Raw genomic sequence first — 21,814 nt, 5'->3', positions numbered from 1 at the left:
CCGGACGACAACAGGTCGCTTCGAACCGCACCGCTCGGGCCGGGGTCGTACGGAACGGGGGAGTACCGCTCAGGCCGCCTCCTCCGCGGCCGGCTCCTCGGGCTCGCCGCCGCCACCGCCGCCGCCTCGGAGCCGCCAGGGGATCGTCGCGATGCTGAGCAGGCCGAGCCCGAGGAGGTACGCCATGGCGATGGGGATGGAGAGGACCAGCATCGTCAGGACGCCCGATGGCGAGAACAGCGCCGCCGCGAGGAAGATGCTCACGACGATGGGCCGCCAGAACTCACGGAACGTCCGGTACTTCACGATGTTCCCCCAGTGGAACAGCAGCATCGTGACGATGATGTCAATGAAGATGCCGATACCGAGGGTGGTGAAGAAGATGAGCCAGAAGAAGCTCTTCAGGCGGTAGGAGATGACCATGTCCGCCTGGATGGCGTCGGCGACCAGGTACGAGATGATGGTCGGCGCGACGATGAAGTACCCGAGCACGCTCCCGATGACGAAACCGACGAACAGCGCGACGCCCCAGACGAGGAACGTCGAGTTCTCGCCGGTCGAGACGATGCCCCGTTCCTTCATCGCGGGCCAGGCGTAGTACATGAACACCGGCAGCGCGGCGGCGACGCCGAGCAGGAAGCTCACCTTCACCTCGAAGATGAGCGCCTCGACGGGGTGGAGCGCGACGATGAGCCCGACCTCGCTCGGACCGCCCATGCTGGCGACGATCTCCGAGTAGGGCTGGCCGCTGGCGACCGCACCCGGGTTCGCGGGGCCGCTCGACGGGGCCTGCGGGACGCCGGGTGCGACGGTCATCGCGTCCATGAGCGGCTTGCCCGCCTCGAACGCCGTGTCGAAGCCGACGGCCGCGGGGTCGCCACGGACGGCGGGCGGGATGCGCTTGATGAAGTTCCGCTTGATGTCGCCGAGGCCACCCGTGTACAGCCAGTAGAAGCTGCCGAACATGACGACCATGAACAGGCCGACGACGCGGAACAGCTTCGAGGTGATCGACTCGAAGATGAACATCACGTCGTAGTAGTAGCCGCCGATGTCCTCCTCGGTCGTCTCGTCCTCGGTGAACGGGTCGACCACGCCGGCGGTGGTCCGCGAGAGGAACCCACCCTCCTCCGCCTCGTCCTCGGCGTGGTTCTCGTGACTGTTGCGCTCCATCCCCATGCTGGTGGGGTCGGCGAGGGACTTCGGCTCCTCCTGGGCGGCCTCCTCCGCCTCCCGCGCTTCCTCGGCCTCGTCGAACCGGTTCAGCACGGCCTCGGCCTTGTCGGGCTCGTCGGCGTCCATCGCCTCGCGGGCGTAGCCGACGGCCTCCTCCTCGCTCATCTCCATGAACACCTCGGGCGGGGCCGCCTGGACGCCGGCGGCGTCGAGCTGGCCGACGTCGATGCCCGTGGGGTCGCCCGGCCGGGTGCCGCCCTTCGGGACGACCGGCTGGCGGAGCATGTGGAGGGTGTAGATGACCAGCACCGAGCCGGCGAGGACGAACGCACCCTGGAGCCCGACGACGACCAGCGAGACGGGGTCGCTCGTCGGGTAGAGCGGGCCGGGCCGGACCATCGACGGGATGGCCGGGAACAGCTGCTCGGAGACGACCCGGGTCGCGCGGGTACCGAAGAAGGTGGCGGTGCCGGCCGCCGAGACGACGGCGATGGCGATGAGCTGGTACATCCGCCTCCTGAACAGGCTCTGGTCGGGGGCGTTCGGTCCGGAGCCGCCCGCCCGGTTCAGGTTCGTGACGACCTTCGCGAAGCCAAGGCTCAGCACGTACAGCGAGATGAGCGGGATGGCCCACATGATCTGCGTGAACGGGTCCGGCGGGGAGAACAGCGCGCCGAAGACGAAGATGATGAGGAACGCGTAGCGCCAGTTGTCGCGCCAGAACTCGTAGGAGACGAGCTCGACGTAGGAGAGCGACGACATCATCAGTGGTAGCTGCGCCGCGAGCCCGAACGAGAACGTGAGGAACACGATGAACTCGGTCCACATCGTGATGTCGTAGCTGGGCTTGATGGACGCGTTCACCGCGTTCGTCGCCAGGAACTCGAACATGAAGGGGAAGAAGACGACGTACGCGTAGATGATGCCGAGGACGAACAGGATGAACACCGCGCCGACGATGCCGCCGATCTGCCAGCGCGACAGCGGCACCTCGGGCTGGAAGCCACGCCGGGCCAGCGAGTCCTTCGCGAAGTAGAGCAGGAGCGGCAGTGCGAGCAGTGCGCCGACGACGACCCCGATCTTGAACTGGAGCAGGATGACGTCGAACGGCGTCCGGGCGATGACCTCGACCTGCAGGGCGATCTCGGGCGGCATCCGCTGCTGGGTGTTCTGCTGGAGGAACTCCCAGATGAACAGGCGAAGCGAGTAGATGGTCCCGAGCATCCCGACGAGGAACACGATGAACACCTTCTGGAGATGCTTCTGGAGGGCACGAAGCATCACGCCGGCGGTCTCCCGCCCGCTGTTGATGGTCCGGGCGGTGTCCTCACCGATGACGGAACTCATTCGTTGCGGGTAGCTTTCCACCTCTCTCACATCAATCTTCTTCTCCGAGTCCCCGCCGGGGGTAAGAAAAGGTCTATAACGCGCGCGGCTTCTACCTCTGGTAGATGCCGGAGGATCCGGACGACTCGGGGCTCTCGAAGGACGACGAGCAGCCGCCACGCGAGCCGGACCTCCCCGGTGGCGACCCCGCCGGTGAGCCCGTCGACGACGACGCCGAGGACTCCACGGGAGACACGACCGGGGAGTCGGTGGAAGCTGCAGCCGCCCGGGCGGTCGAGGCCATGACCGACGAGGCCGACGCCCCGGACGAGACGGGCGACGACACGACCGACGGAGCGCCGGCGGACGTTCCAGACGAGCCGGCGGACGTCCCCGTCGAGTCGCCCGCGACCGGCGATGACATCCACATGGGGCCGCACGACCCTGCCCCGGCGGGAGACGCCGACCAGGACGGCGGCCCCCCGAGCGAGGCCGACGGCGGCGAATCGGTGCCGGTCGGCCACGCCGCCGGTGCGACCAGGCCGAGCGAGGCCATCGGCGAGAACCCGACGACGCCAGACGACCCGGGCGACCCGTTCGACGACGACGAGGAGTTCGGGGGACCACCGGACGACGAGGAACTGCCGCTGGCGGTCCACATCGAGGAGATGGTCCGCCGGCTCGGGGTCGTCCTGCTCGCTGCGGCGGCGGCGAGCGCGCTCGCCATCCCGGCGTCCGAGCAGATCATCACGACGATGTGGTACGACCTGCTCCCGGCGACCACGGAGATCACCCGTCCGCACCTGTACTCGCCGCTCGAGTTCATCCTGACGAAGATCAAGGTGGCGAGCCTCGCGGGTATCGTCGTCGCGCTCCCGCTGTTCGTCTACGAGTCCTACCTGTTCATGCGTCCCGGGCTCTACCCCAAGGAGCGCCGCTACTACCTCGCCTCGGTCCCGGTGAGCCTCGTGCTCGCGGTCGCGGGGATGGCGTTCGCGTACTTCCTCGTGCTGCCGGCGTTGTTCGAGTACTTCCTCTACTACACCGAGGGCTCGGCGAACATCGCGTTCGCGCTCTCCGATACGTTCAACCTCATCATCACGCTGATGGCGTTCCAGGCCATCGTCTTCCAGATCCCGCTGCTCATCATGCTCGCCATCATGATGGGCATCACGACCCGGCAGTGGCTCCAGGACCGCCGGCTGCTGTTCTGGGGCGCGTTCATGGGTATCTCGTTCCTGTTCTCGCCGGACCCGACCGGTGTCGCGCCCTTCATCGTCGCGGCGTCGATGATCGGGCTGTTCGAGGGGACGCTGCTGCTGCTGAAGTGGACGCGGGAGACCTCGCCGGTGCCGACGGCCGAGGAGCTCGGTGACAGCCGCCCGAAGGTGTACGTGCTGGCCGGGCTGGTCGGCTACGCGCTCGGCCCGTGGCCCATCCCGACGGGCTACTACGGCGAGCTCCCGCCCGCGGTGACCGACGCGCTGGCGACGCTCGGGCTCGGTGACGCCACGGCGCTGCTGCTCGGGGCCGCCATCGTGTTCGTGTTCGAGCTGGCCGCCTTCGTGAACAAGAACTACGTCGGGAGCCTGCGCGTGTGGGACCTCGTCCAGGCGGCCCGTGTCCCGGTGTGGCTGGGTGCCCTCGTCGTCGGCTACCTCGGCACGCCGGAGCCGCGCGCGGTCGAACTCGTCGAGCGGGTGACGCTGACCGAGGTCCAGGCCGGCGGGCTGGTCGTCGGGCTCGTCGCCCTCTTCGAGATCGGGCTGTTCGTTGCACGCTGGCGGAGCGGCGAGGGCGACGACGGCGACGCCTGAGACCGTCCGACTGGAGGCGGTACACACTTCTCCGCTCCGGACCACCATCCAGTATGGAGTCGGTCGCCGACGACGCGACGGTGGTGCTGGCACGCCACGGCGAGACGACGTGGAACCGCGAGCGACGCATCCAGGGCTGGGCCCCGACCTCGCTGACCGACGCGGGGCGCGAGCAGGCCCGACGGCTGGGGGGCCACCTCGCCGACAGCTACGACGTGGACCGGCTGGTCGCCTCGGACCTCCGGCGGACCCGCGAGACGGCGCGGCACGTGGCCCGGTGCGTCGACTGTCCGGTCGACTACGACCGCGGCTGGCGCGAGCGGAGCTTCGGGGTGTATCAGGGGCTCTCCTACGAGGCGCTGTTCGAGGGCCACCCGGAGTTCGCGGTCCACAAGGTCGGCGTCGAGGCGGCACGGACCGAACCCGAGGGGGGCGAGTCGCTGCTCGCGGCACGGGAACGCGTGCTGGACGCGTGGGCCCGGCTCGTCGCCGGGGTTCCCGACGGTGGGACGGTCGCGGTGGTCACCCACGGCGGCCCGCTGTACGTCCTGCTCGGCCACCTCCGCGGACAGGACCTCGTCACCGCACTCACGGAGCACGATCAGGGCAACTGTGCGGTGTCGGAGGTGCGGCTGACCGACGACGGCCCGGTCGTGGTCTGCGACGGCGACACCGGCTACCGGGAGTAGGACCCGGCTACCCGACTGCGGACTCCAGAAGGTTTACGCCGGATGGGCAGTGGGTTCGTACGTATGTTCGAGGTGTTCATCGTCGCGAAGTGGCTCCTCGTGTTCGCCGCCCTCGCCGTCGTCGGTGCCCCCCTGGCAGCGGTGGTGTTCCGCCAGTTCCCCCGACGCGGGGCCGCGTTCGCGATTCCCGCCGCACTGCTCCCGACCGTCCTCCTCGTCTTCTGGCTCGGTCAGGCGACGTTCGGATCCCTCACCGTGTTCGCCAGCCTCGCGGTCGTCGTACTGGCCTCCGGGCTCGCCGTCTACCGTGGCGTCGAGCCGGACTGGCGTGGCGTCGCCGGCAGCTACGTCGTCTTCGCGCTCGGGTTCCTGTTCCTGACCACGTTCCGCGCGTACAACGCCGGCATCACGCCCGTCGGCGGCGAGCAGTTCCTCCACTTCGGGCTGGTGAAGTCGCTGCTCCGGGCGAGTGCGCTCCCGCCCGAGGACTTCTGGTTCGCCGGCGAGCCGCTCCGGTACTACTACGGCACCCAGATGCAGGTCGCGATGATGGCGATGCTCACCGACACGCCCGCCCGTTACGCGTTCAACCTCGGTATCCCGGCGTTCTACGCGATGCTCGTCGTCGCCGCCTACGGGCTGGTCGGGACGGTCACGTCGCTGCGCGACCGCTCGTACCGCCTCGGCGGCACGTTCGGCGTGTTCTTCGTCGCCGTCGCGGGCGCGCTCACGACGTTCGTCCGGCTGGTGTTCGGTGCGCTCCCCATCGACCTCGCCGTCGAGTACGGCCAGCCCGCCTTCGGCTTCATCGCCAGCCGGTTCTTCATGGGCGACGACGGCATCGACACGATGGACGGGGCGATGCGGGCGGCGATAGGGGAGATGGGCCACCTCGAGCCCTGGGGCTGGTGGTTCACCCGCTACGTCGTCCCCGGTACGCTCCAGGAGTTCCCGCTCTACTCGTTCATCAAGTCCGACCTGCACGGCCACGCGCTCGCGAACGGCTACATCCTCGTCGCCGCCGCGCTCGCGCTGGCGTACTACCTCACGCCCGCCGAGCACCGGCTTCGCCGGCTCGGGCTCGTCTACGGCGGTATCGGGCTCATCGCGGGCGTCTTCGGCTTCATGAACACCTGGTCGCTCCCGTCCGCGGTCGGGCTCGCGTGGCTGGCGATGGCCGCCGCGGACGCACACCCGGCGACGCTGCTGCCCGGCGAGCTCGGTGAGCGCCTCCACTACGACCCGGGTCCCACCGGCGACGCGCCGCTCGCTCGCCGCCTGGGGGCCGAAATATGGCGCGTCGTCCTCGCGGGCGTGTTCGCCGCGCTCGTCGGCGTCCTCGGCGTCGCGCTCGCCTCCCCGTTCCTCGTCTTCGGGAACGTGCCGACGAACGACGGCATCGGCTTCCTGCCACCCAGAACCGGGCTCGCGCCGTTCCTCGTCATCTACGGCGGCATCATGGCGCTGTTCGCCGGCTTCGTCGTCTACCGCAGCTGGCCCGAAGTGAAGGGGCTCCCGAGCTGGGCCTCGCTGGCCGGCGCGGTCGGTCTCCTCGCCATCGGCGCGGTGCTCGTCCACGTCGTCGACTTCGCGGTGTTCGCGGTCGTCGGCCCCATCATCCTCGGGATGTGGTGGCTCGTCCGCACCGACCGCGTGGGCTTCGAGGCCGTCCTCGTCGTCGCGGGCGTCGGGCTCCTGCTCTCGTTCGAGGTGATACACGCCCGCGTCGCGCCGTACAGCCTGCCGCGCTGGAACACCACGCTGAAGGTCGCGGTGCAGGGCTGGACGCTCGCCGCCGCCGGTGCCGGCGGTATCACCGCGCTCGTGCTCTCGGAGGCGTGGGACGTCCTCGCCAGCGAGTCGCCCACGGACAGCGACAGCCCCGAGTCGGCACCCACCGACGACGCCGGGCCGCACACCCACGCGGACACGACGACGGCGACCGACGGCGGCTCTCGTACCCGGTCGACGCTCGCCACCCTCGGTGTCGCCGTCCTCGCCATCGCCGTCGTCCTCACCAGCACGCCGTTCGTCGCGCTGGCGTTCGCCGACGAGGTGAAAGCGCCCTACGACGACGGCGCGCCCGCGACCATCGACGGGGTCGGCACCCACGAGCGCTGGAAGGCCAGCCAGATGGATGCCATCCACTGGCTCGACGACCGGGAGGGCCGCCCCGTCATCGTCGAACCCGTCGACACGCCGGTGCCCGACGACCCGGAGGGAATCTACGTCGAGTACGACTGGATAACGCCGGCGGCGACGCTGACCGGGCTCCCGACCGTCCTCGGCTGGGACCACCAGGTCAACTACCGCGGCGGCGAGGCCTACCTGCATCGGATGGAGCAGGTCGACGACATCTACACCGGCACCTGGGCGAACGCGACCAGCGCGCTCCGCGAGCACGACGTGCAGTACATCTACGTCGGGCCGCGCGCCAACGAGCTGTACGGCGGTGACATCCGTCAGTTCCACCACCACGACGGCATCTCGGTCGCCTTCGAGAACGACCAGGTGACCATCTACGAGGTGAACCACGACGAACTCGCGGGCACCGACGACGAGTGGCCGGCCGAGGGGTCGGCGCGCTGGAACGGGACGGACGCGAACGCGACCGTCGCGGTCTGACTCTCGGGCGTTCGACTCTTCTACAGCGGCCGTTCGCCGTCGACGACGCCCTCCGCGAGCAGCGTCATGTGGTCGATGAACGGCTCGAAATCGGAGTCCTCGTCGTGTTCGACCCGGTAGCGGTGCAGATCCACCCAGACCGACGCGAGCGAGAACGCCGCCTGCACCCGGTAGAACCGCTCGTGTTCGAACGTCCGACCCGTCCGCTCCTCGTACCGGTCGACCAGCTCCCGCCGGGTCGGGCTTCCGGGGTCGGTCGTGAACGGCGCGAGCCCGCGTTCGTTCTGCTCGCGGAGGTGTGCGACCGTCTGCTCGTGCTCGGGGTAGCGCTCCACGATGCCGTCGAGCGACGGTGTCGGGTCGTCCGCGTCGCCCCAGCGCAGCAGGAGGTAGCCGAGCTCGACCAGGGGGTCGCCAAGGAGCGCGGCCTCCCAGTCGAGGACGCTGGTTATCTCCGGCGTCTCCTCGCCCGCGAACAGGATGTTTCCGGGGCGGAAGTCGCCGTGGACGAGCGTCGTCTCCGGGTCTTCGGGCGCGTTCCCGATGAGCCACTCGCCGAGGGCCCGGAGCCGGGCGAACTCGCGGCCGGTCACCGCCGTGGCCTCGTCGAGCCGGTCGAGGCCGTTCTGGACCTGCTCGCGCGGGGTTCGGCTGTCGCACACGCCCTCGAACTGCTCGGGGTCGAGCGCGTGGACGTCTGCGAGGGTGTCGACGAGCGTGTGGGCGAGCTGTCGTCTCGCCGCCGGATGTCGGAACCGTTCGGGCAGGTCCGAGCCGAGGGGGACGACTTCGCCCGGCACGCGTGGGATGACGAAGAACGCGCCGTCCAGTATCGACGGGTCGTCGCAGTACAGCACCGGCTCCGGCGTCGGTAGGGGCGTGTCGTGGAGCCGTTCCATCACGCCGTACTCGTCGTGGAGCGCGTTGATGTAGGCCCGGTCGCGGAGCTTGTTCGGTCGGCGAACGACGTACTCCTGTGCCGGTGTCGAGACGGCGAGCACGAGGTTGAGCCCGTCCGAGAGCGTCTCGACGCCGGTGACGTCAGCGTCGAGTTCGGCCGCGAGGACGGATTCGAGGGCGTCGGTGTCGTGCGTGGTTTCGGTCATGTCCCGAGAAAGCAGGGGCGAGTCAAAAACCGTCCCGCAGGTGTGGGTGGGCGGGGCACGGCAGTCTCACACCGTCCGCAGGTCGTCGGTCGCACGCGAGCGGATGGCCGCCGCCGCGACGGCGTCGGCGTGGGCCACGATGGTCGCTTCGAGCGTCGCCGGCTCGACGGTCGTCCGGTGGGTGTGCGAGAGGGCGACGTGGGCGAGTTCGACCGGCAGCCCGGCCCGCGCGACGAGGTGGACGCCGTAGTAGGGGTGCCCGAGCAGGTCGTACACCGCGGTCGCGTCCATCCCGTCGAACTCGGCGAGCTTGCTCACGTCGTGGACGAGCGCTCCCGCGAGGACGGTGTCGAGCGAGATGTCGACCTGCCGGTGGTCGAGGAGCGTCTCCGCGAGGGCGAGCGCGCAGGCCGTGACCTCGCGGACGTGGTCGACGAGGGACTCGTCGTCGAGAGCGAGGTCGCGCTGGACCGGCGGCAGCCACGGTACCCCGGCGAGGTCCTCCACTCCGTTGTCCGTCATCGCGGTGGCCCACGCGTCGACGACGCCGGTACGGAGGTCGTCGTCCGCGATGGCGTCGAGTTCCGGGAACGCCTCGCGGACCGTGTTCTCGTGCATGGGTGTGGGTTCGTGCTGAGGGGTGAAACGTCTGTGTCCCGGTGTCTCCCCACCGGTCGGGAGCTTTTTCGCCTAGCCCCGGATAGGGGAACGCGATGGAACTGTCGGCGATACCGGGCGTCGGCGCGAAGACGGCCGACGCGCTGGCCGAACTCGACGACCCCGAGGCGGCACTGCGGGCAGGCGACGTGGCGACGCTCTCGCGTGCACCGGGCGTCTCCGAGGGGCGGGCCGCTCGCATCGCGCGGGCGGCCATCCGGACCGAACACGACGACCCCGGGGGGTTCCTCGCGACGGACCGCGTCCGCGAGGTGTACCGGGCGATGCTCGACGAGTTGAAAGCGCGAACCGTCACCGACTACGGGGCCAAGCGGATGGAGACGTTCTACCCGAGCGCGGCGCACTCGCGCATCGACGAGGTACGGGAGTTCACGGAGCGCGCGATGGAGCGCGAGGTGAGCGACGACGTGCTCGAAGCGCTTGCGGGGGTCGAACCGCTCCGGGAGCCCCACGACGTGTCCGTGCGGGACCGCTGTCTGGCGACGACCGACGGCGAGACGTACGCCCGGGCTCGGGAGGCGATCCCCGAACTCCCGGTCGAGGTCGTCGACGACGCGCGGGGGCTGGCGGACCTCGCCCGCGGGTACTCGACGGTCGTCGCACTCGACGAGACGTTCGCCGGCGTCGAGGTCGAGGGCGACGTGCGGGTCGAACCGAACGCGCTGTCGACCCCCGTGGAGGTCGTCCCGGAGCGCGCATTGGCGTTCTTCGCGACGAACCGGGACCGCATCCGGGCGGCCATCGCGGTGCATCGCGCGGCGGGGCTGGACGCGCCCTGCGACCTCGACGACCTGGAGAGGGGGCTCTCGGGGCTGGCCGAGGACGGCGGCATCGCGGGCGACACGGAGGTCGACCGGCTCGCGACCGCACTCGACGACCTCGACGCGGCGGTCGGCATGGCCGAGAACGTCGCCAACGACCGGCTGCGGGAGGCCATCGAGGAGCGCGACGTGACCATCGAGGGGGCGGACCTGCTCTCGCTGGTCGAGCGCGGGGCCGGGGTCGACTCGCTGCTCTCGCGGGAGCTCGCCGACGAGTACGCCGACGCGGTCGACGCGGCGCGGGACCACCTCGTCGAGAGCCTCGACCTCGACACGGGCGAGGCCGAGGTCGCCCGGCGCGCGTTCGGCGACGAGCCGACGTACCCCGTCGACCACGAGGAGGCCGTCGTCTCGCGGCTTCGCGAGGACCTGAACGCGGCGAAGGAGCGCCGCGAGACGCGGCTGAAGCGCGAGCTTGCCGACGAGCTCGCGGACCGACGTCCCGACGCGGAGGCGCTCGTGGGCGCGGCGCTCGAACTCGACGTGGCGCTCGCGGTCGCGCGCTTCGCGGCCGATTACGACTGCACGCTCCCCACCTTCGACGGCTCGGGCATCGACATCGAGGGCGGGCGGTCGCTCCTGCTCGACGTGGCCCACGACGAGGTCGACCCGGTGGACTACGGCATCGACGGCGTCGCACTGCTCTCGGGTGTCAACTCGGGTGGGAAGACGTCGACGCTCGACCTCGTGGCGAGCGTCGTCGTCCTCGCGCAGATGGGCCTGCCCGTGCCCGCGGACTCGGTGCGGCTCCAGCGGTTCTCGTCGCTGCACTACCACGCGAAGACACAGGGAACGCTGGATGCGGGCGCGTTCGAGTCCACGGTACGGGAGTTCGCCGACGTGGCCGGCGGCGGCGCGGACTCGCTGGTGCTCGTCGACGAGCTGGAGTCCATCACCGAGCCCGGTGCGTCGGCGAAGATCATCGCGGGCATCCTCGAGGCGCTCGAGGAGAACGGCGCGTCGGCGGTGTTCGTCTCACACCTCGCCGGCGAGATACGCGAGACCGCGAACTTCGAGGTGACCGTCGACGGCATCGAGGCCGTCGGGCTGGTCGACGGCGAGCTCGTCGTGAACCGCTCGCCCGTGAAGGACCACCTCGCGCGCTCGACGCCCGAGCTCATCGTCGAGAAGCTCGCCGGCGAGTCCGATGCCGCGTTCTACGACCGGCTGCTGGAGAAGTTCGAGTAAGGGAGCCACGGTGACGATGGTAACGCCGGCTTATGGCTCCCGCACCGAGTCACCGCGCGTTACCGGTCGGCTAGGTGGTACATGTCCAAGGGCCGGGCTCGCGTCCTCCCGTCCATGGTGAAAGCATTCGAATGTAGCCTGGCGGACTGTTCGTTCGAAGTACGCTCCGAGGACGAGGGCGAGATCGTCTCGATGGTCAGGGAGCACGCCCAGAACGTCCACGGGATGTCGATGAACGAGGGCGATATCAAGAGCAACATGACGGAGATGCACTGACGACGGCGACGACCCCACGTCAGCCGCCGCGGCCGAATTCGTGCGTCTGACGCGAGTCTGCCGAAGGACTAAGTACTCGGCGTAGCGTGGTGAAAGTGATGGCTGAGGACCCTCCAGACGAGGGAATGTTGGGCTGGGACGAGTCGGTCTTCCGCAACGAGCGGGTGTTCGAGATCGACTACGTCCCCGAGACGTTCAAACACCGCGAGACCCAGACCCAGAGCCTGCAGTACGTCCTCCGTCCCGCAGTCCGGGGGTCCCGGCCCCTCAACGCCGTCGTCCGTGGGCCGCCCGGCACCGGGAAGACCACGGCCGTCCAGAAGCTCTTCTCGGAGCTCCAGGCCGAGACCAGCGACGTGCGCACCGTCCGGGTGAACTGCCAGATGAACGCGACGCGCTACTCGGTGTTCTCCCGGCTGTTCGAGGGGATGTTCGACTACGAGCCGCCCGCGTCGGGCATCTCGTTCAAGAAGCTGTTCTCGCAGGTGACCGAGCGTCTCGTCGACGAGGACGAGGTGCTCGTCGTCGCGCTCGACGACGTGAACTACCTGTTCTACGAGAGCGAGGCCTCCGACACGCTGTACTCGCTGCTCCGGGCCCACGAGGAGCACTCCGGCGCGCGCATCGGCGTCATCGTCATCTCGTCGGACCCGAACCTCGACGTGATGGACGAACTGGACTCCCGCGTGCAGTCCGTCTTCCGCCCCGAGGACATCTACTTCCCGCCGTACGACGAGGGCGAAATCGTCGAGATCCTCCGCGAGCGCGTCAAACGCGGCTTCCAGGACGACGTGATCCCGGCACCGATACTCGACCTCGTCGCCGAGTTCACCGCCGAGACGGGCGATCTCCGCGTCGGCATCGACCTGCTCCGACGGGCCGGCCTCCACGCCGAGATGCGCGCCGCCCGCACGGTCGAGGAGCAGGACGTCAAAGCCGCCTACGAGAAGTCGAAGTACGTCCACCTCCGGCGCTCGCTGGAGGGCCTGAGCGAGTCCGAGCTCGCCCTCGTCGAGGTCATCGCCGAGTGCGAGGGCGAACGCGCCGGCGACGTGTACGAGACGTTCCACGAGCGCACCGGGCTCGGCTACACGCGGTACTCGGAGATCGTCAACAAGCTCGACGACCTCGGCATCGTCGAGACGGAGTACGCCGAGGTCGAGGGTCGCGGCCGGTCGCGGGAGCTGACGCTCGAGTACGACCGGGAAGCCGTGCTCGACCGGCTGTAGGTCCGGTTTTCCGTGTTTCTGGTTTGTCGGTGCGTTCGGTAGCCAGCGCTGTCTGTGACCTGAAAAGGTTTACAAATATTGTAAACCCACGGTCGCCATCGACGACCGACCAACCGGGTGGCGCGCGGTCTGGCGAGCGTGTCGAGCGAAGCGAGACCGCGAGCAGACGCTCGTGCGAGGGACGAGGAGCACAGCGCCAGCGAGCACCGCAGGAGGCTGGGGAGGATGGAGGGCGGTCGCGGTGCGGGCGGGATTGAAAGGGGCGGCAGGCTACGCGGACCCGGACGACGCAAGCACCGCAAGAATGAGGAGCGCAGCGAGTCCTGGGAGCGTAGCCTGACGGGGCTTTCTGGCTGTTGCCGGAATCAGAGAGTCCAACCCCTGTCCGACGAACGGCCCACATACACGGACTCACACGCTGACCGAAGGCTTTTGCCCGACTAACAGAAACGAACTCCCATGGCAGCCGAATCCCGCCATCGAGGTATCGCAGGCAAGCGCGGTCGTCGCGACACCCTGGGGTTCGGCTTTTTTGCGTCGGCGTGAGCGCGGCGGACTCGGCAATCGGCTAACAACTCGCCGACGGCCGACGAAATCGCGCGCTCGTCCGGAATAGCTAACTGCAAGACGCGAGCATCCACCACCAATGCAACTACCAGGGACACAGGTTTCGGTGCTCGAAGCCGCGAGCGCCACCGACGCGAGGTCGGTGTCCGCGCTGGCCGACGAGCTCGGGGCGAAACCCGAGACGGTCGTCGGCGCGGTGTTCGAGCTGGAGGATAGAGGCCTCCTCACGGTCGAGGAGCGAACCGAGGAGCGAGTCGCACTCACCGACGAGGGCGAGGCGTACGTCGAGTCGGGCCTGCCGGAGGTCCGGCTGTACCGGGCCGCGGTCGAGGCCGGGGCCGGCGACGGGTCGGTCTCGATGGGGCAGGTCATCGGGGCCTCGGGGCTCGAGGGCGGCGCGGTCGACATCGCGCTGGCGAACTACGCCCGGAAGGGGTACGGAGCCATCGAGTCGGGCGAGCTGACCGCCGACCCGGACGCCGACCCCGACGCGGACGCGGAGGCGACGGTGCTGGCCGCGCTCGCCGACGGGCGCGTGGACGCCGACGATATCGAGGCATCGGTGCGCGAGCAGCTGGTGAGCCGCGACCTCGTCACCGTCTCGGAGTCGACGGAACGCCTGGTCACGCTGACCGACGAGGGCGTGACGGCGCTGATGGAGGGCGTCGAGGCGGCCGAGACGGTCGGCCAGCTCACGCCCGAACTGCTCACCAGCGGCGAGTGGCAGGACGTCGAGTTCGCCGAGTACAACGTCGAGGCCGACGCGGAGACGCGCTACGGCGGCAAGAAGCACATCCTGCGCCAGACCGCGGACCGCGTGAAGGACACCCTCGTCGGGATGGGCTTTTCGGAGATGGAGGGCCCGCACGCCGACGCGGAGTTCTGGATCAACGACTGCCTGTTCATGCCCCAGGACCACCCGGCCCGGACGCACTGGGACCAGTTCGCCCTGGACGTGCCGCCGATGCAGGACCTCCCCGAGGACCTCGTCGCGCGGGTCGAGGACGCCCACCGGAACGGCGTCGGCGAGGACGGCGACGGCTACCACTCGCCGTGGACCGAGGACGTCGCCCGCGGCGTGGACCTGCGGGGACACACCACCTCGCTGTCGATGCGCTACCTGTCGGGCCACGCCCAGGGCGAGCTGGAGCCGCCGCAGCGGTACTTCTCGGTGGAGAAGGTGTACCGGAACGACACGCTCGACGCGACCCACCTGCTGGAGTTCTTCCAGATCGAGGGCTGGGTGATGGCCGAGGATCTCTCCGTTCGGGACCTGATGGGCACGTTCACGGAGTTCTACGAGCAGTTCGGCATCACCGACCTGGAGTTCAAGCCCCACTACAACCCGTACACGGAGCCGAGCTTCGAGCTGTTCGGCGAGCACCCCGAGACGGGCGAGATCGTCGAGATCGGGAACTCGGGCATCTTCCGCGAGGAGGTGCTCCGCCCGCTCGGCGTCGACTGCGACGTGATGGCCTGGGGGCTCGCGCTGGAGCGCCTGCTGATGCTCACCCACGGCTTCGAGGACATCCGCGACGTGCACGGGACGCTCGTCGACCTCGACTTCCTGCGTTCCGAGGAGGTGGTGCACTGATGCCCGTCGTCGACGTCGACCCCGACGCGCTGCGCCGGCTCACCGGCCACGACGAGAAGGACGACGACGAGCTGAAGCGGGACCTGTTCGGCCTCGGGCTCGAGTTCGAGGGCGAGACCGAGGACGGCGAGTTCCAACTCGAGTTCGCACCGGACCGGCTCGACCGGCTCTCCGTCGAGGGCGTCGCGCGCAGCCTGCGCTACCAGTACGGCGACGACCGCGGCGTCTACGTCCCGAACACGAACGACGCCGACTGGACCATCGAGGTGGATTCGTCGGTGCCCGACGAGCGGCCGTTCGTCACCGGCGCGGTCGTCCGGAACGTGAGCCTCGACGACGCCGCGCTCGACTCGCTCATCCAGCTGCAGGAGAAGCTCCACGCGACGATGGGGCGCAAGCGCGTCAAGGGAGCCATCGGTATCCACGACCTGACGATGCTGAAGGGGAAGCTCGCCAGCGACGAGGGCGGCAACAGCATCCAGTACGTCGGCGTCGAGCCCGACGGGGACACGTTCGTTCCGCTCGACAGCGACCGCGAGCTCACCCCGGGCGAGGTGCTGACCGAGCACCAGACCGGGCGGGAGTACGCCGACATCGTCGCCGACTACGGACGCTACCCCGCCATCTACGACGACATCGGGCTGTTCTCGTTCCCGCCGGTCATCAACGGCCGCCGGACCGAGGTCAGCACCGACTCGCGGGACCTGTTCGTCGAGATGACCGGCACCGACCAGTGGACCATCGACAAGATGCTGAACATCGTCTGCTACGCGCTCGACGCCCGCGGCGCGACCGTCGAGGAGGTCACCGTCGACTACCCCGACGACCCCGTCTACAGCGACGACAGCATCGAGCGCGTCGACCCCGGCGTCGACCTCGTGCGTCCGGACCTCTCGACCAGCGAGAAGCACGTCACGCACGACCGCATCGAGGGACTGCTCGGCGTCAACCTCGACCCCGACGAGGTCGTCGACCTGCTCGAACGTTCGGGGCTCGACGCGACGACGGACGAAACCGACAACGGGACCCTCGCCTACGCGGTCGACGTCCCGCCGTACCGCGTCGACGTGCTCCACCCGCTCGACCTCGTCGACGACGTGGGCCGCGCGTACGGCTTCAACGAGCTGGAGCCCCAGTACCCCGAGGTCGGCACCGTCGGCGGCCGCCACGACCGCTCCAACCTGGAGGACGCCGTGCGCGACCAGCTCGTCGGCCTCGGCTTCACCGACCTGCTCAACTTCCACATGACCAACGAGGAAGAGAACTACGAGCGGATGCGCGTCCACCCCGACGAGCACGACTGCGTCGGCGCGGGCGAGCCCGTCACCATCACCGAACCCTACAGCGAGGACTACACGATGGTCCGCTCGTGGGCGCTCCCGTCGCTCGCGATGGTGCTGGAGAACAACACCCACCGCTCGTATCCGCAGGACATCGCCGAGGTCGGCTTCGCCGCCGAGTACGACGCGGGCGAGGACACCTACGTCGCCGAGCGCCACACCGTCGCCGGCGCGCTCGCCCGCCACGACGCCTCCTACGAGGACGCCAAGGCCGTGCTGCAGTCGCTCGCGCGTGACTTCGATGTGACGCTGGCAACACCGCCGACTGACCATCCCTCGTTCATCGACGGCCGGACGGCGTCGGTCGTGATAGATGGTGAGGAAGTCGGTGTCGTCGGGGAGCTCCATCCGGCAGTGCTGGTCGAACACGACCTCGAACTGCCCGTCGTCGCGTTCGAGTTCGAACTCGACGCGCTGAACTAACTCGTATCTCTTGTCGGGTTTTCTGTCGTTTGGTTCGATGGTCTGGTTTCGGTTGTGGGAACGGCTGGTGACGACGACAGCCAGAACGCCCCTGCTCGCTCGACTCCCGGGACCGCGCGAGACTCCTCCGTCGTCTCGCTGGCTTCCGCTCGCTCGCTCACGGGGACACCCGACAGCGACGAACCGCACCTCGTGCCTCCCCAGCCGATTCGCTCGGTCGCAGGCTCCCCGTTCGCAGTCGCGGTTCTCGCTCGCTCGCGCTCACTCCGAACCGCGCACCGCTCGCGCAGTCTCGCCAGTCGCGCGCCACGTGGATAACTCAGAAATCGACGCAAGCTAGTTTAGAGGTCAGCACCGACGGCGTCCTCGACGGAGTCGAAGCCGTCGCGTTCGAGCAGGGCGAGCAGGCCCTCGTTGATGTCGCGGGCGAGGCCCGGCCCCTCGTAGACCAGTGCGGTGTAGAGTTGGACGAGGGAGGCACCGGCGCGGATCTTCCGGTAGGCGTCCTCGGCCGAGGCGACGCCGCCGACGCCGACGACGGGGACGTCCACGCGCTCGGCGACGAAGCGGACCATCTCGGTGGCGTCCGCCTCGATGGGAGCACCGGAGAGCCCGCCCGTCTCGCTCGCGTTCGGGTGTGTGAGCGAGTCAGGGCGCTCTGTCGTGGTGTTCGCGGCGACGACGCCGTCGAGGCCGAACTCCTCGACGAGGTCGAGCGCGGTCTCGACGGCGGGCTCGGGCAGGTCCGGCGAGAGCTTCACGAGGAGGGGGTCCGCGCCGGCGTCGACGAGTTCGCCGAGAATGGCGGCCATCTCGTCGCGGTTCTGGAGGTCGCGGAAGCCCTCCGAGTTCGGGCAGGAGACGTTGACGACACAGAAGTCCGCGGCGTCACCGACGCGCTCGTAGGTGTAGCGGTAGTCCGCGGGTGCCTCCTCCGTGGGCGTGTGCTCGGACTTCGCGAGGTTGACGCCGACGGGGACGTCCGGGAGATCGGACTCGCGGAGGCGGCGGCCGACGCGGTCCGCACCCTGGTTGTTCAGCCCCATGCGGTTGATGATCGCGCGGTCGCTCGGCAGGCGGAACAGGCGCGGGCGCGGGTTCCCGGGCTGGGCCTCGGCGGTGACGCCGCCGACCTCGACGTGGCCGAAGCCCAGCGCGGCCACCGCGCGCGGGACCTCCGCGTTCTTGTCGAAGCCCGCGGCGACGCCGACCGGGTTCGGGAACGACTGGCCGAAGGCGTCGACCGCGAGCCTGTCGTCTGCGACGGTGTAGCGACGTGCGAGGAGACGCTCTAGCGGCGTCCCCTGAACGGCGGACAGCCCCCGGTGGACGGTCCGGTGGGCGGTCTCGGCGTCCAGACGAAACAGCAACGGTCTCGCGACGTCGTACGCGTCCATATGTCGGGAAGCGGCGCGGCTGCGGGTAAATCTCTCGAAACAGCCGTGGGGGATGGTACGGCGTTAGAACTCGTGTTCGACTTCGTCTTGGTCCGCCTTCTGGATGATTATCTTGTCCTCGCGCACGCGAACGAACACCTCGTCGCCGATGTCCATGCCCGCGACTGCGAGCTCGTCTTCGTGGAGGTTGATGTGGACGTTGTGGTATTCGCCGTTCTCGTCTTTGGCACCACTCGGACTCAACTTCTTTTTCCGTACCATCGCGGTAGTCTATCTCGTGTGTTCGCCATAGGATATACTTAAGTGTTTTCTACGTCTCGACGGGCGAGAGCGCCGCGGGCGAGAGTTTGGGCGGGGTGAAACCGGCGGAAATCGGGCCTTCGGGCGACAGAATGGACCCCCGAACGGGGGGCTATATATAAACACATCGTCGCCGTCCCCCGTTTTTTGGGATATATTTATGGTGGGGCATGCGCTCAATGAGCATGGAGGGACAATCATGGTACGTGAAGATGGTAAGCGAAACTTCGCGCTGCGCGAGGACAGTGGTGAGGAGAGCGTCTTCTCAGGCAACACCCCACGGCAGGCCGCACTGAAGGCCGCCCGCCGACTCGACCCCGCATCGAGCGAGGGCGACGCGGATCGCACCGAGATCCGGCTCCGCGAGAAAGGGACCGACAAGGTACACATCTACGACGGCTGGGCCTGGAACGAGACCGCGCCCGACGACAAACCCGACTGGATGCCCGAGGAGATCACGGAGGCGAACGTCTCGAAGAAGGGTATCGAGCACCTCGAGGACTGAGCAGACGCGCTTTCCTCACTCACACGTGCGTCCGCACGTGTGAAACAAATACATCCTATTTGGTCCGTATCGTGAGCGAGTAGTCCGCAGGCTCGAAAGGCGTTTGTGAGCGGAGCGTCGAGTGGAAGGTGCGCGGTTCTATCCCGACCAGACCGGACGCACACGCGAGGGATGACCGGTCGGCCTCCGCCCGCGCGACATCGTTCTGCGACGCGCAACGAGTACGACAAGCAGTCTCACGTCATGTGGTTCACACTCTGCCGGCGGTTCGACGGCCTTAAGTGTGTCATCCCGCTTCGATAGAATGCAAACGACGTGGCGCGACGCGCCACTCCCTCCGGCCGCGATCCGGCTCGGAGGCAGGAACGTCTCCGGTGCTCTCCGGGCGACGGTTCGCCTCGGTTCGAAGGCCTTATGTACTACACGAGGTCTCCGATACTAATGCAACCGCCCGCCGACATCGTCGTCGGCGTTGGCACGAACCGACGCCCTTATACGTTACAGGGCATTCGGATACGAACGCGAAAGACGACGCGATTTGGGACACGTTCAACTCGTGTCCCAGTCACGGACCAACGTTCGAGGGGCCGTCCTCGGAGAACGACTCCGATGGGTTTAATAGGGCTTCTCGACAACGTTCAGGTCCGTAAGGAAATGAGGATTCCACCCCTGCGGTCCGCCGTACACGATGGAATCTGATGTTAGCCTTGGTAGTTCGGTGACGCTCGATCGGCCATGCCGATTGGCTCACCGGACTCGGACCACGCAATGTGATATGGATACACCGTTCACACGGTGTACCCGCCAAGCCCCCCGAGCTTACGCTCGGGAGCATTCCGGTTGATCCTGCCGGAGGTCATTGCTATTGGAGTTCGATTTAGCCATGCTAGTCGCACGAGTTCACACTCGTGGCAGATAGCTCAGTAACACGTGGCCAAACTACCCTATGGAGGACCATAACCTCGGGAAACTGAGGCTAATAGTCCATACGGCTCTCTCCCTGGAACTGGGTTGAGCTCGAAACGCTACGGCGCCATAGGATGTGGCTGCGGCCGATTAGGTAGACGGTGGGGTAACGGCCCACCGTGCCAATAATCGGTACGGGTTGTGAGAGCAAGAGCCCGGAGACGGAATCTGAGACAAGATTCCGGGCCCTACGGGGCGCAGCAGGCGCGAAAACTTTACACTGCACGACAGTGCGATAAGGGAACTCCAAGTGCGAGGGCATAGAGCCCTCGCTTTTCTGTACCGTAGGGTGGTACAGGAATAAGAGCTGGGCAAGACCGGTGCCAGCCGCCGCGGTAACACCGGCAGCTCGAGTGATGACCGATATTATTGGGCCTAAAGCGTCCGTAGCTGGCCGAGAGGGTCCGTCGGGAAATCTGCTCGCTCAACGAGCAGGCGTCCGGCGGAAACCAATCGGCTTGGGACCGGAAGACCTGAGGGGTACGTCTGGGGTAGGAGTGAAATCCCGTAATCCTGGACGGACCACCGGTGGCGAAAGCGCCTCAGGAAGACGGATCCGACAGTGAGGGACGAAAGCTGGGGTCACGAACCGGATTAGATACCCGGGTAGTCCCAGCTGTAAACGATGCTCACTAGGTGTGGCACTGGCTACGAGCCAGTGCTGTGCCGTAGGGAAGCCGTGAAGTGAGCCGCCTGGGAAGTACGTCCGCAAGGATGAAACTTAAAGGAATTGGCGGGGGAGCACTACAACCGGAGGAGCCTGCGGTTTAATTGGACTCAACGCCGGACATCTCACCAGCTCCGACAATGTGCAGTGACAGTCAGTGTGATGAGCTTACTTGAGCCATTGAGAGGAGGTGCATGGCCGCCGTCAGCTCGTACCGTGAGGCGTCCTGTTAAGTCAGGCAACGAGCGAGACCCGCACTCCTAATTGCCAGCATAGGCCTTCGGCCTGATGGGTACATTAGGAGGACTGCCAGTGCTAAACTGGAGGAAGGAACGGGCAACGGTAGGTCAGTATGCCCCGAATGAGCTGGGCTACACGCGGGCTACAATGGCCGAGACAGTGGGATGCAACCCCGAGAGGGGGCGCTAATCTCCGAAACTCGGTCGTAGTTCGGATTGTGGGCTGAAACTCGCCCACATGAAGCTGGATTCGGTAGTAATCGCCTCTCAGAAGGAGGCGGTGAATACGTCCCTGCTCCTTGCACACACCGCCCGTCAAAGCACCCGAGTGAGGTCCGGATGAGGCCCGGCAACGGGTCGAATCTGGGCTTCGCAAGGGGGCTTAAGTCGTAACAAGGTAGCCGTAGGGGAATCTGCGGCTGGATCACCTCCACAGATCGGGACCAGACGATACGTCTGGCCCACCTTTGGCGTCCGAGTCCCGAGCCGTCGTCCTGCCCGATCGAGCACCTTTGAACTACCAAGGCTAACGCAGACCCCCGAGAGGGGGTGGGCCCATAGCTCAGTGGTAGAGTGCCTCCTTTGCAAGGAGGATGCCCTGGGTTCGAATCCCAGTGGGTCCATGTCGTCCGGGTTGCGAATCGCTCCCCTTAAGTGTGGGAGACCGATACGACAATCCGGACAACGAACCGATGCACCACCCCGTGCAAGCGCGGGTGGGAAGGGTCGAACGTAACCCAGCTTACACTCCTGGGTCACGTTATGACACCGTGTGTACGCGCAATCCAGGCGTCCACTGGACCATTCCGGGTCACAGTGAACGTCCCATATAACGTGGCTACTCTGCCACCTGATGGATAGCTCGGCTCAAGAGCCGACGAAGGA

14 protein-coding genes, 1 tRNA gene and 1 rRNA gene are annotated in these 21,814 nt (G+C 67.6%); 11 read left to right on the top strand and 5 right to left on the bottom strand.

What is annotated here, in order from left to right; all coding sequences use genetic code 11:
• Positions 1-69: 69 nt before the first annotated feature.
• On the bottom strand, positions 70-2,523 hold the full coding sequence (locus NO345_RS00080) for a twin-arginine translocase subunit TatC (RefSeq protein ID WP_256295691.1): 2,454 nt from the start codon (positions 2,521-2,523) through the stop codon (positions 70-72).
• Between the two features lie 104 nt (positions 2,524-2,627).
• Here NO345_RS00080 and tatC point away from each other — a divergent pair, with 104 nt between their 5' ends.
• The 3 genes from tatC to NO345_RS00065 all read left to right on the top strand — a co-directional run bounded on the left by tatC (position 2,628) and on the right by NO345_RS00065 (position 7,633).
• Positions 2,628-4,319 carry a twin-arginine translocase subunit TatC gene (tatC, locus tag NO345_RS00075; protein WP_256295690.1) on the top strand — a complete coding sequence of 564 codons (1,692 nt, stop codon included), beginning with the start codon at positions 2,628-2,630 and terminating at the stop codon, positions 4,317-4,319.
• A 53-nt stretch (positions 4,320-4,372) separates the two neighbouring features.
• Complete coding sequence (locus NO345_RS00070) at positions 4,373-5,008, top strand: histidine phosphatase family protein (RefSeq protein WP_256295689.1); 636 nt, start codon at positions 4,373-4,375, stop codon at positions 5,006-5,008.
• A 63-nt stretch (positions 5,009-5,071) separates the two neighbouring features.
• On the top strand, positions 5,072-7,633 hold the full coding sequence (locus NO345_RS00065; RefSeq protein ID WP_256295688.1) for a DUF2298 domain-containing protein: 2,562 nt from the start codon (positions 5,072-5,074) through the stop codon (positions 7,631-7,633).
• A gap of 20 nt (positions 7,634-7,653) precedes the next feature.
• Here the strand turns inward: NO345_RS00065 and NO345_RS00060 are convergent, their stop codons facing one another.
• On the bottom strand, positions 7,654-8,739 hold the full coding sequence (locus NO345_RS00060; RefSeq protein ID WP_256295687.1) for a phosphotransferase family protein: 1,086 nt from the start codon (positions 8,737-8,739) through the stop codon (positions 7,654-7,656).
• Between the two features lie 66 nt (positions 8,740-8,805).
• Positions 8,806-9,357: an HD domain-containing protein gene (locus tag NO345_RS00055; RefSeq protein ID WP_256295686.1), complete on the bottom strand. Its 552-nt coding sequence runs from the start codon at positions 9,355-9,357 to the stop codon at positions 8,806-8,808.
• 95 nt (positions 9,358-9,452) lie between these two features.
• Here NO345_RS00055 and NO345_RS00050 point away from each other — a divergent pair, with 95 nt between their 5' ends.
• From NO345_RS00050 to pheT, 5 genes are all read left to right on the top strand, one after another.
• Positions 9,453-11,426: a MutS-related protein gene (locus tag NO345_RS00050; RefSeq protein ID WP_256295685.1), complete on the top strand. Its 1,974-nt coding sequence runs from the start codon at positions 9,453-9,455 to the stop codon at positions 11,424-11,426.
• Between the two features lie 114 nt (positions 11,427-11,540).
• Positions 11,541-11,702 carry a DUF1059 domain-containing protein gene (locus NO345_RS00045; protein WP_256295684.1) on the top strand — a complete coding sequence of 54 codons (162 nt, stop codon included), beginning with the start codon at positions 11,541-11,543 and terminating at the stop codon, positions 11,700-11,702.
• Between the two features lie 98 nt (positions 11,703-11,800).
• Complete coding sequence (locus NO345_RS00040; RefSeq protein WP_256295683.1) at positions 11,801-12,931, top strand: ORC1-type DNA replication protein; 1,131 nt, start codon at positions 11,801-11,803, stop codon at positions 12,929-12,931.
• Between the two features lie 646 nt (positions 12,932-13,577).
• On the top strand, positions 13,578-15,092 hold the full coding sequence (pheS, locus tag NO345_RS00035) for a phenylalanine--tRNA ligase subunit alpha (protein WP_256295682.1): 1,515 nt from the start codon (positions 13,578-13,580) through the stop codon (positions 15,090-15,092).
• Positions 15,092-16,855 (top strand): phenylalanine--tRNA ligase subunit beta, encoded by a 1,764-nt coding sequence (gene pheT, locus NO345_RS00030; RefSeq protein ID WP_256295681.1) that lies wholly within the window; start codon positions 15,092-15,094, stop codon positions 16,853-16,855. The genes pheS and pheT overlap by 1 nt, the downstream gene beginning before the upstream one ends.
• Positions 16,856-17,196: 341 nt before the next feature.
• Here pheT and NO345_RS00025 read toward each other — a convergent pair whose 3' ends face one another.
• Together NO345_RS00025 and NO345_RS00020 are read right to left on the bottom strand one after the other, a co-directional pair.
• Positions 17,197-18,252, bottom strand: coding sequence for a quinone-dependent dihydroorotate dehydrogenase (locus tag NO345_RS00025; protein ID WP_256295680.1), 1,056 nt, complete (start codon positions 18,250-18,252; stop codon positions 17,197-17,199).
• 63 nt (positions 18,253-18,315) lie between these two features.
• Positions 18,316-18,513, bottom strand: coding sequence for a hypothetical protein (locus NO345_RS00020; RefSeq protein WP_089730978.1), 198 nt, complete (start codon positions 18,511-18,513; stop codon positions 18,316-18,318).
• 238 nt (positions 18,514-18,751) lie between these two features.
• On the opposite strand from NO345_RS00020, the gene NO345_RS00015 reads away from it, so the two are divergent.
• The 3 genes from NO345_RS00015 to NO345_RS00005 all read left to right on the top strand — a co-directional run bounded on the left by NO345_RS00015 (position 18,752) and on the right by NO345_RS00005 (position 21,552).
• Positions 18,752-19,057, top strand: coding sequence for a non-histone chromosomal MC1 family protein (locus NO345_RS00015; protein WP_256295679.1), 306 nt, complete (start codon positions 18,752-18,754; stop codon positions 19,055-19,057).
• 833 nt (positions 19,058-19,890) lie between these two features.
• Positions 19,891-21,362 (top strand): 16S ribosomal RNA (locus NO345_RS00010).
• A 118-nt stretch (positions 21,363-21,480) separates the two neighbouring features.
• A tRNA-Ala gene (locus tag NO345_RS00005) sits at positions 21,481-21,552 on the top strand.
• The last annotated feature ends 262 nt before the right edge of the window (positions 21,553-21,814 follow it).

The organism is Haloarchaeobius salinus, assembly GCF_024464185.1.
GTDB classification, from domain to species: Archaea; Halobacteriota; Halobacteria; order Halobacteriales; family Natrialbaceae; genus Haloarchaeobius; species Haloarchaeobius salinus.
This window is presented reverse-complemented; position numbering and strand designations above follow the sequence as displayed.

What these genes read in the sequence shown, in the direction of transcription:
- NO345_RS00015 (WP_256295679.1), top strand. Translation starts at nt 18,752, where the DNA reads ATGGTACGTGAAGATGGTAAGCGAAACTTCGCGCTGCGCGAGGACAGT.
- tatC (WP_256295690.1), top strand. Translation starts at nt 2,628, where the DNA reads ATGCCGGAGGATCCGGACGACTCGGGGCTCTCGAAGGACGACGAGCAG.
- NO345_RS00065 (WP_256295688.1), top strand. Translation starts at nt 5,072, where the DNA reads ATGTTCGAGGTGTTCATCGTCGCGAAGTGGCTCCTCGTGTTCGCCGCC.
- NO345_RS00040 (WP_256295683.1), top strand. Translation starts at nt 11,801, where the DNA reads ATGGCTGAGGACCCTCCAGACGAGGGAATGTTGGGCTGGGACGAGTCG.
- NO345_RS00055 (WP_256295686.1), bottom strand. Translation starts at nt 9,357, where the DNA reads ATGCACGAGAACACGGTCCGCGAGGCGTTCCCGGAACTCGACGCCATC.
- NO345_RS00020 (WP_089730978.1), bottom strand. Translation starts at nt 18,513, where the DNA reads ATGGTACGGAAAAAGAAGTTGAGTCCGAGTGGTGCCAAAGACGAGAAC.
- NO345_RS00025 (WP_256295680.1), bottom strand. Translation starts at nt 18,252, where the DNA reads ATGGACGCGTACGACGTCGCGAGACCGTTGCTGTTTCGTCTGGACGCC.
- NO345_RS00070 (WP_256295689.1), top strand. Translation starts at nt 4,373, where the DNA reads ATGGAGTCGGTCGCCGACGACGCGACGGTGGTGCTGGCACGCCACGGC.
- NO345_RS00045 (WP_256295684.1), top strand. Translation starts at nt 11,541, where the DNA reads ATGGTGAAAGCATTCGAATGTAGCCTGGCGGACTGTTCGTTCGAAGTA.
- NO345_RS00080 (WP_256295691.1), bottom strand. Translation starts at nt 2,523, where the DNA reads ATGAGTTCCGTCATCGGTGAGGACACCGCCCGGACCATCAACAGCGGG.
- NO345_RS00050 (WP_256295685.1), top strand. Translation starts at nt 9,453, where the DNA reads ATGGAACTGTCGGCGATACCGGGCGTCGGCGCGAAGACGGCCGACGCG.
- pheS (WP_256295682.1), top strand. Translation starts at nt 13,578, where the DNA reads ATGCAACTACCAGGGACACAGGTTTCGGTGCTCGAAGCCGCGAGCGCC.
- pheT (WP_256295681.1), top strand. Translation starts at nt 15,092, where the DNA reads ATGCCCGTCGTCGACGTCGACCCCGACGCGCTGCGCCGGCTCACCGGC.
- NO345_RS00060 (WP_256295687.1), bottom strand. Translation starts at nt 8,739, where the DNA reads ATGACCGAAACCACGCACGACACCGACGCCCTCGAATCCGTCCTCGCG.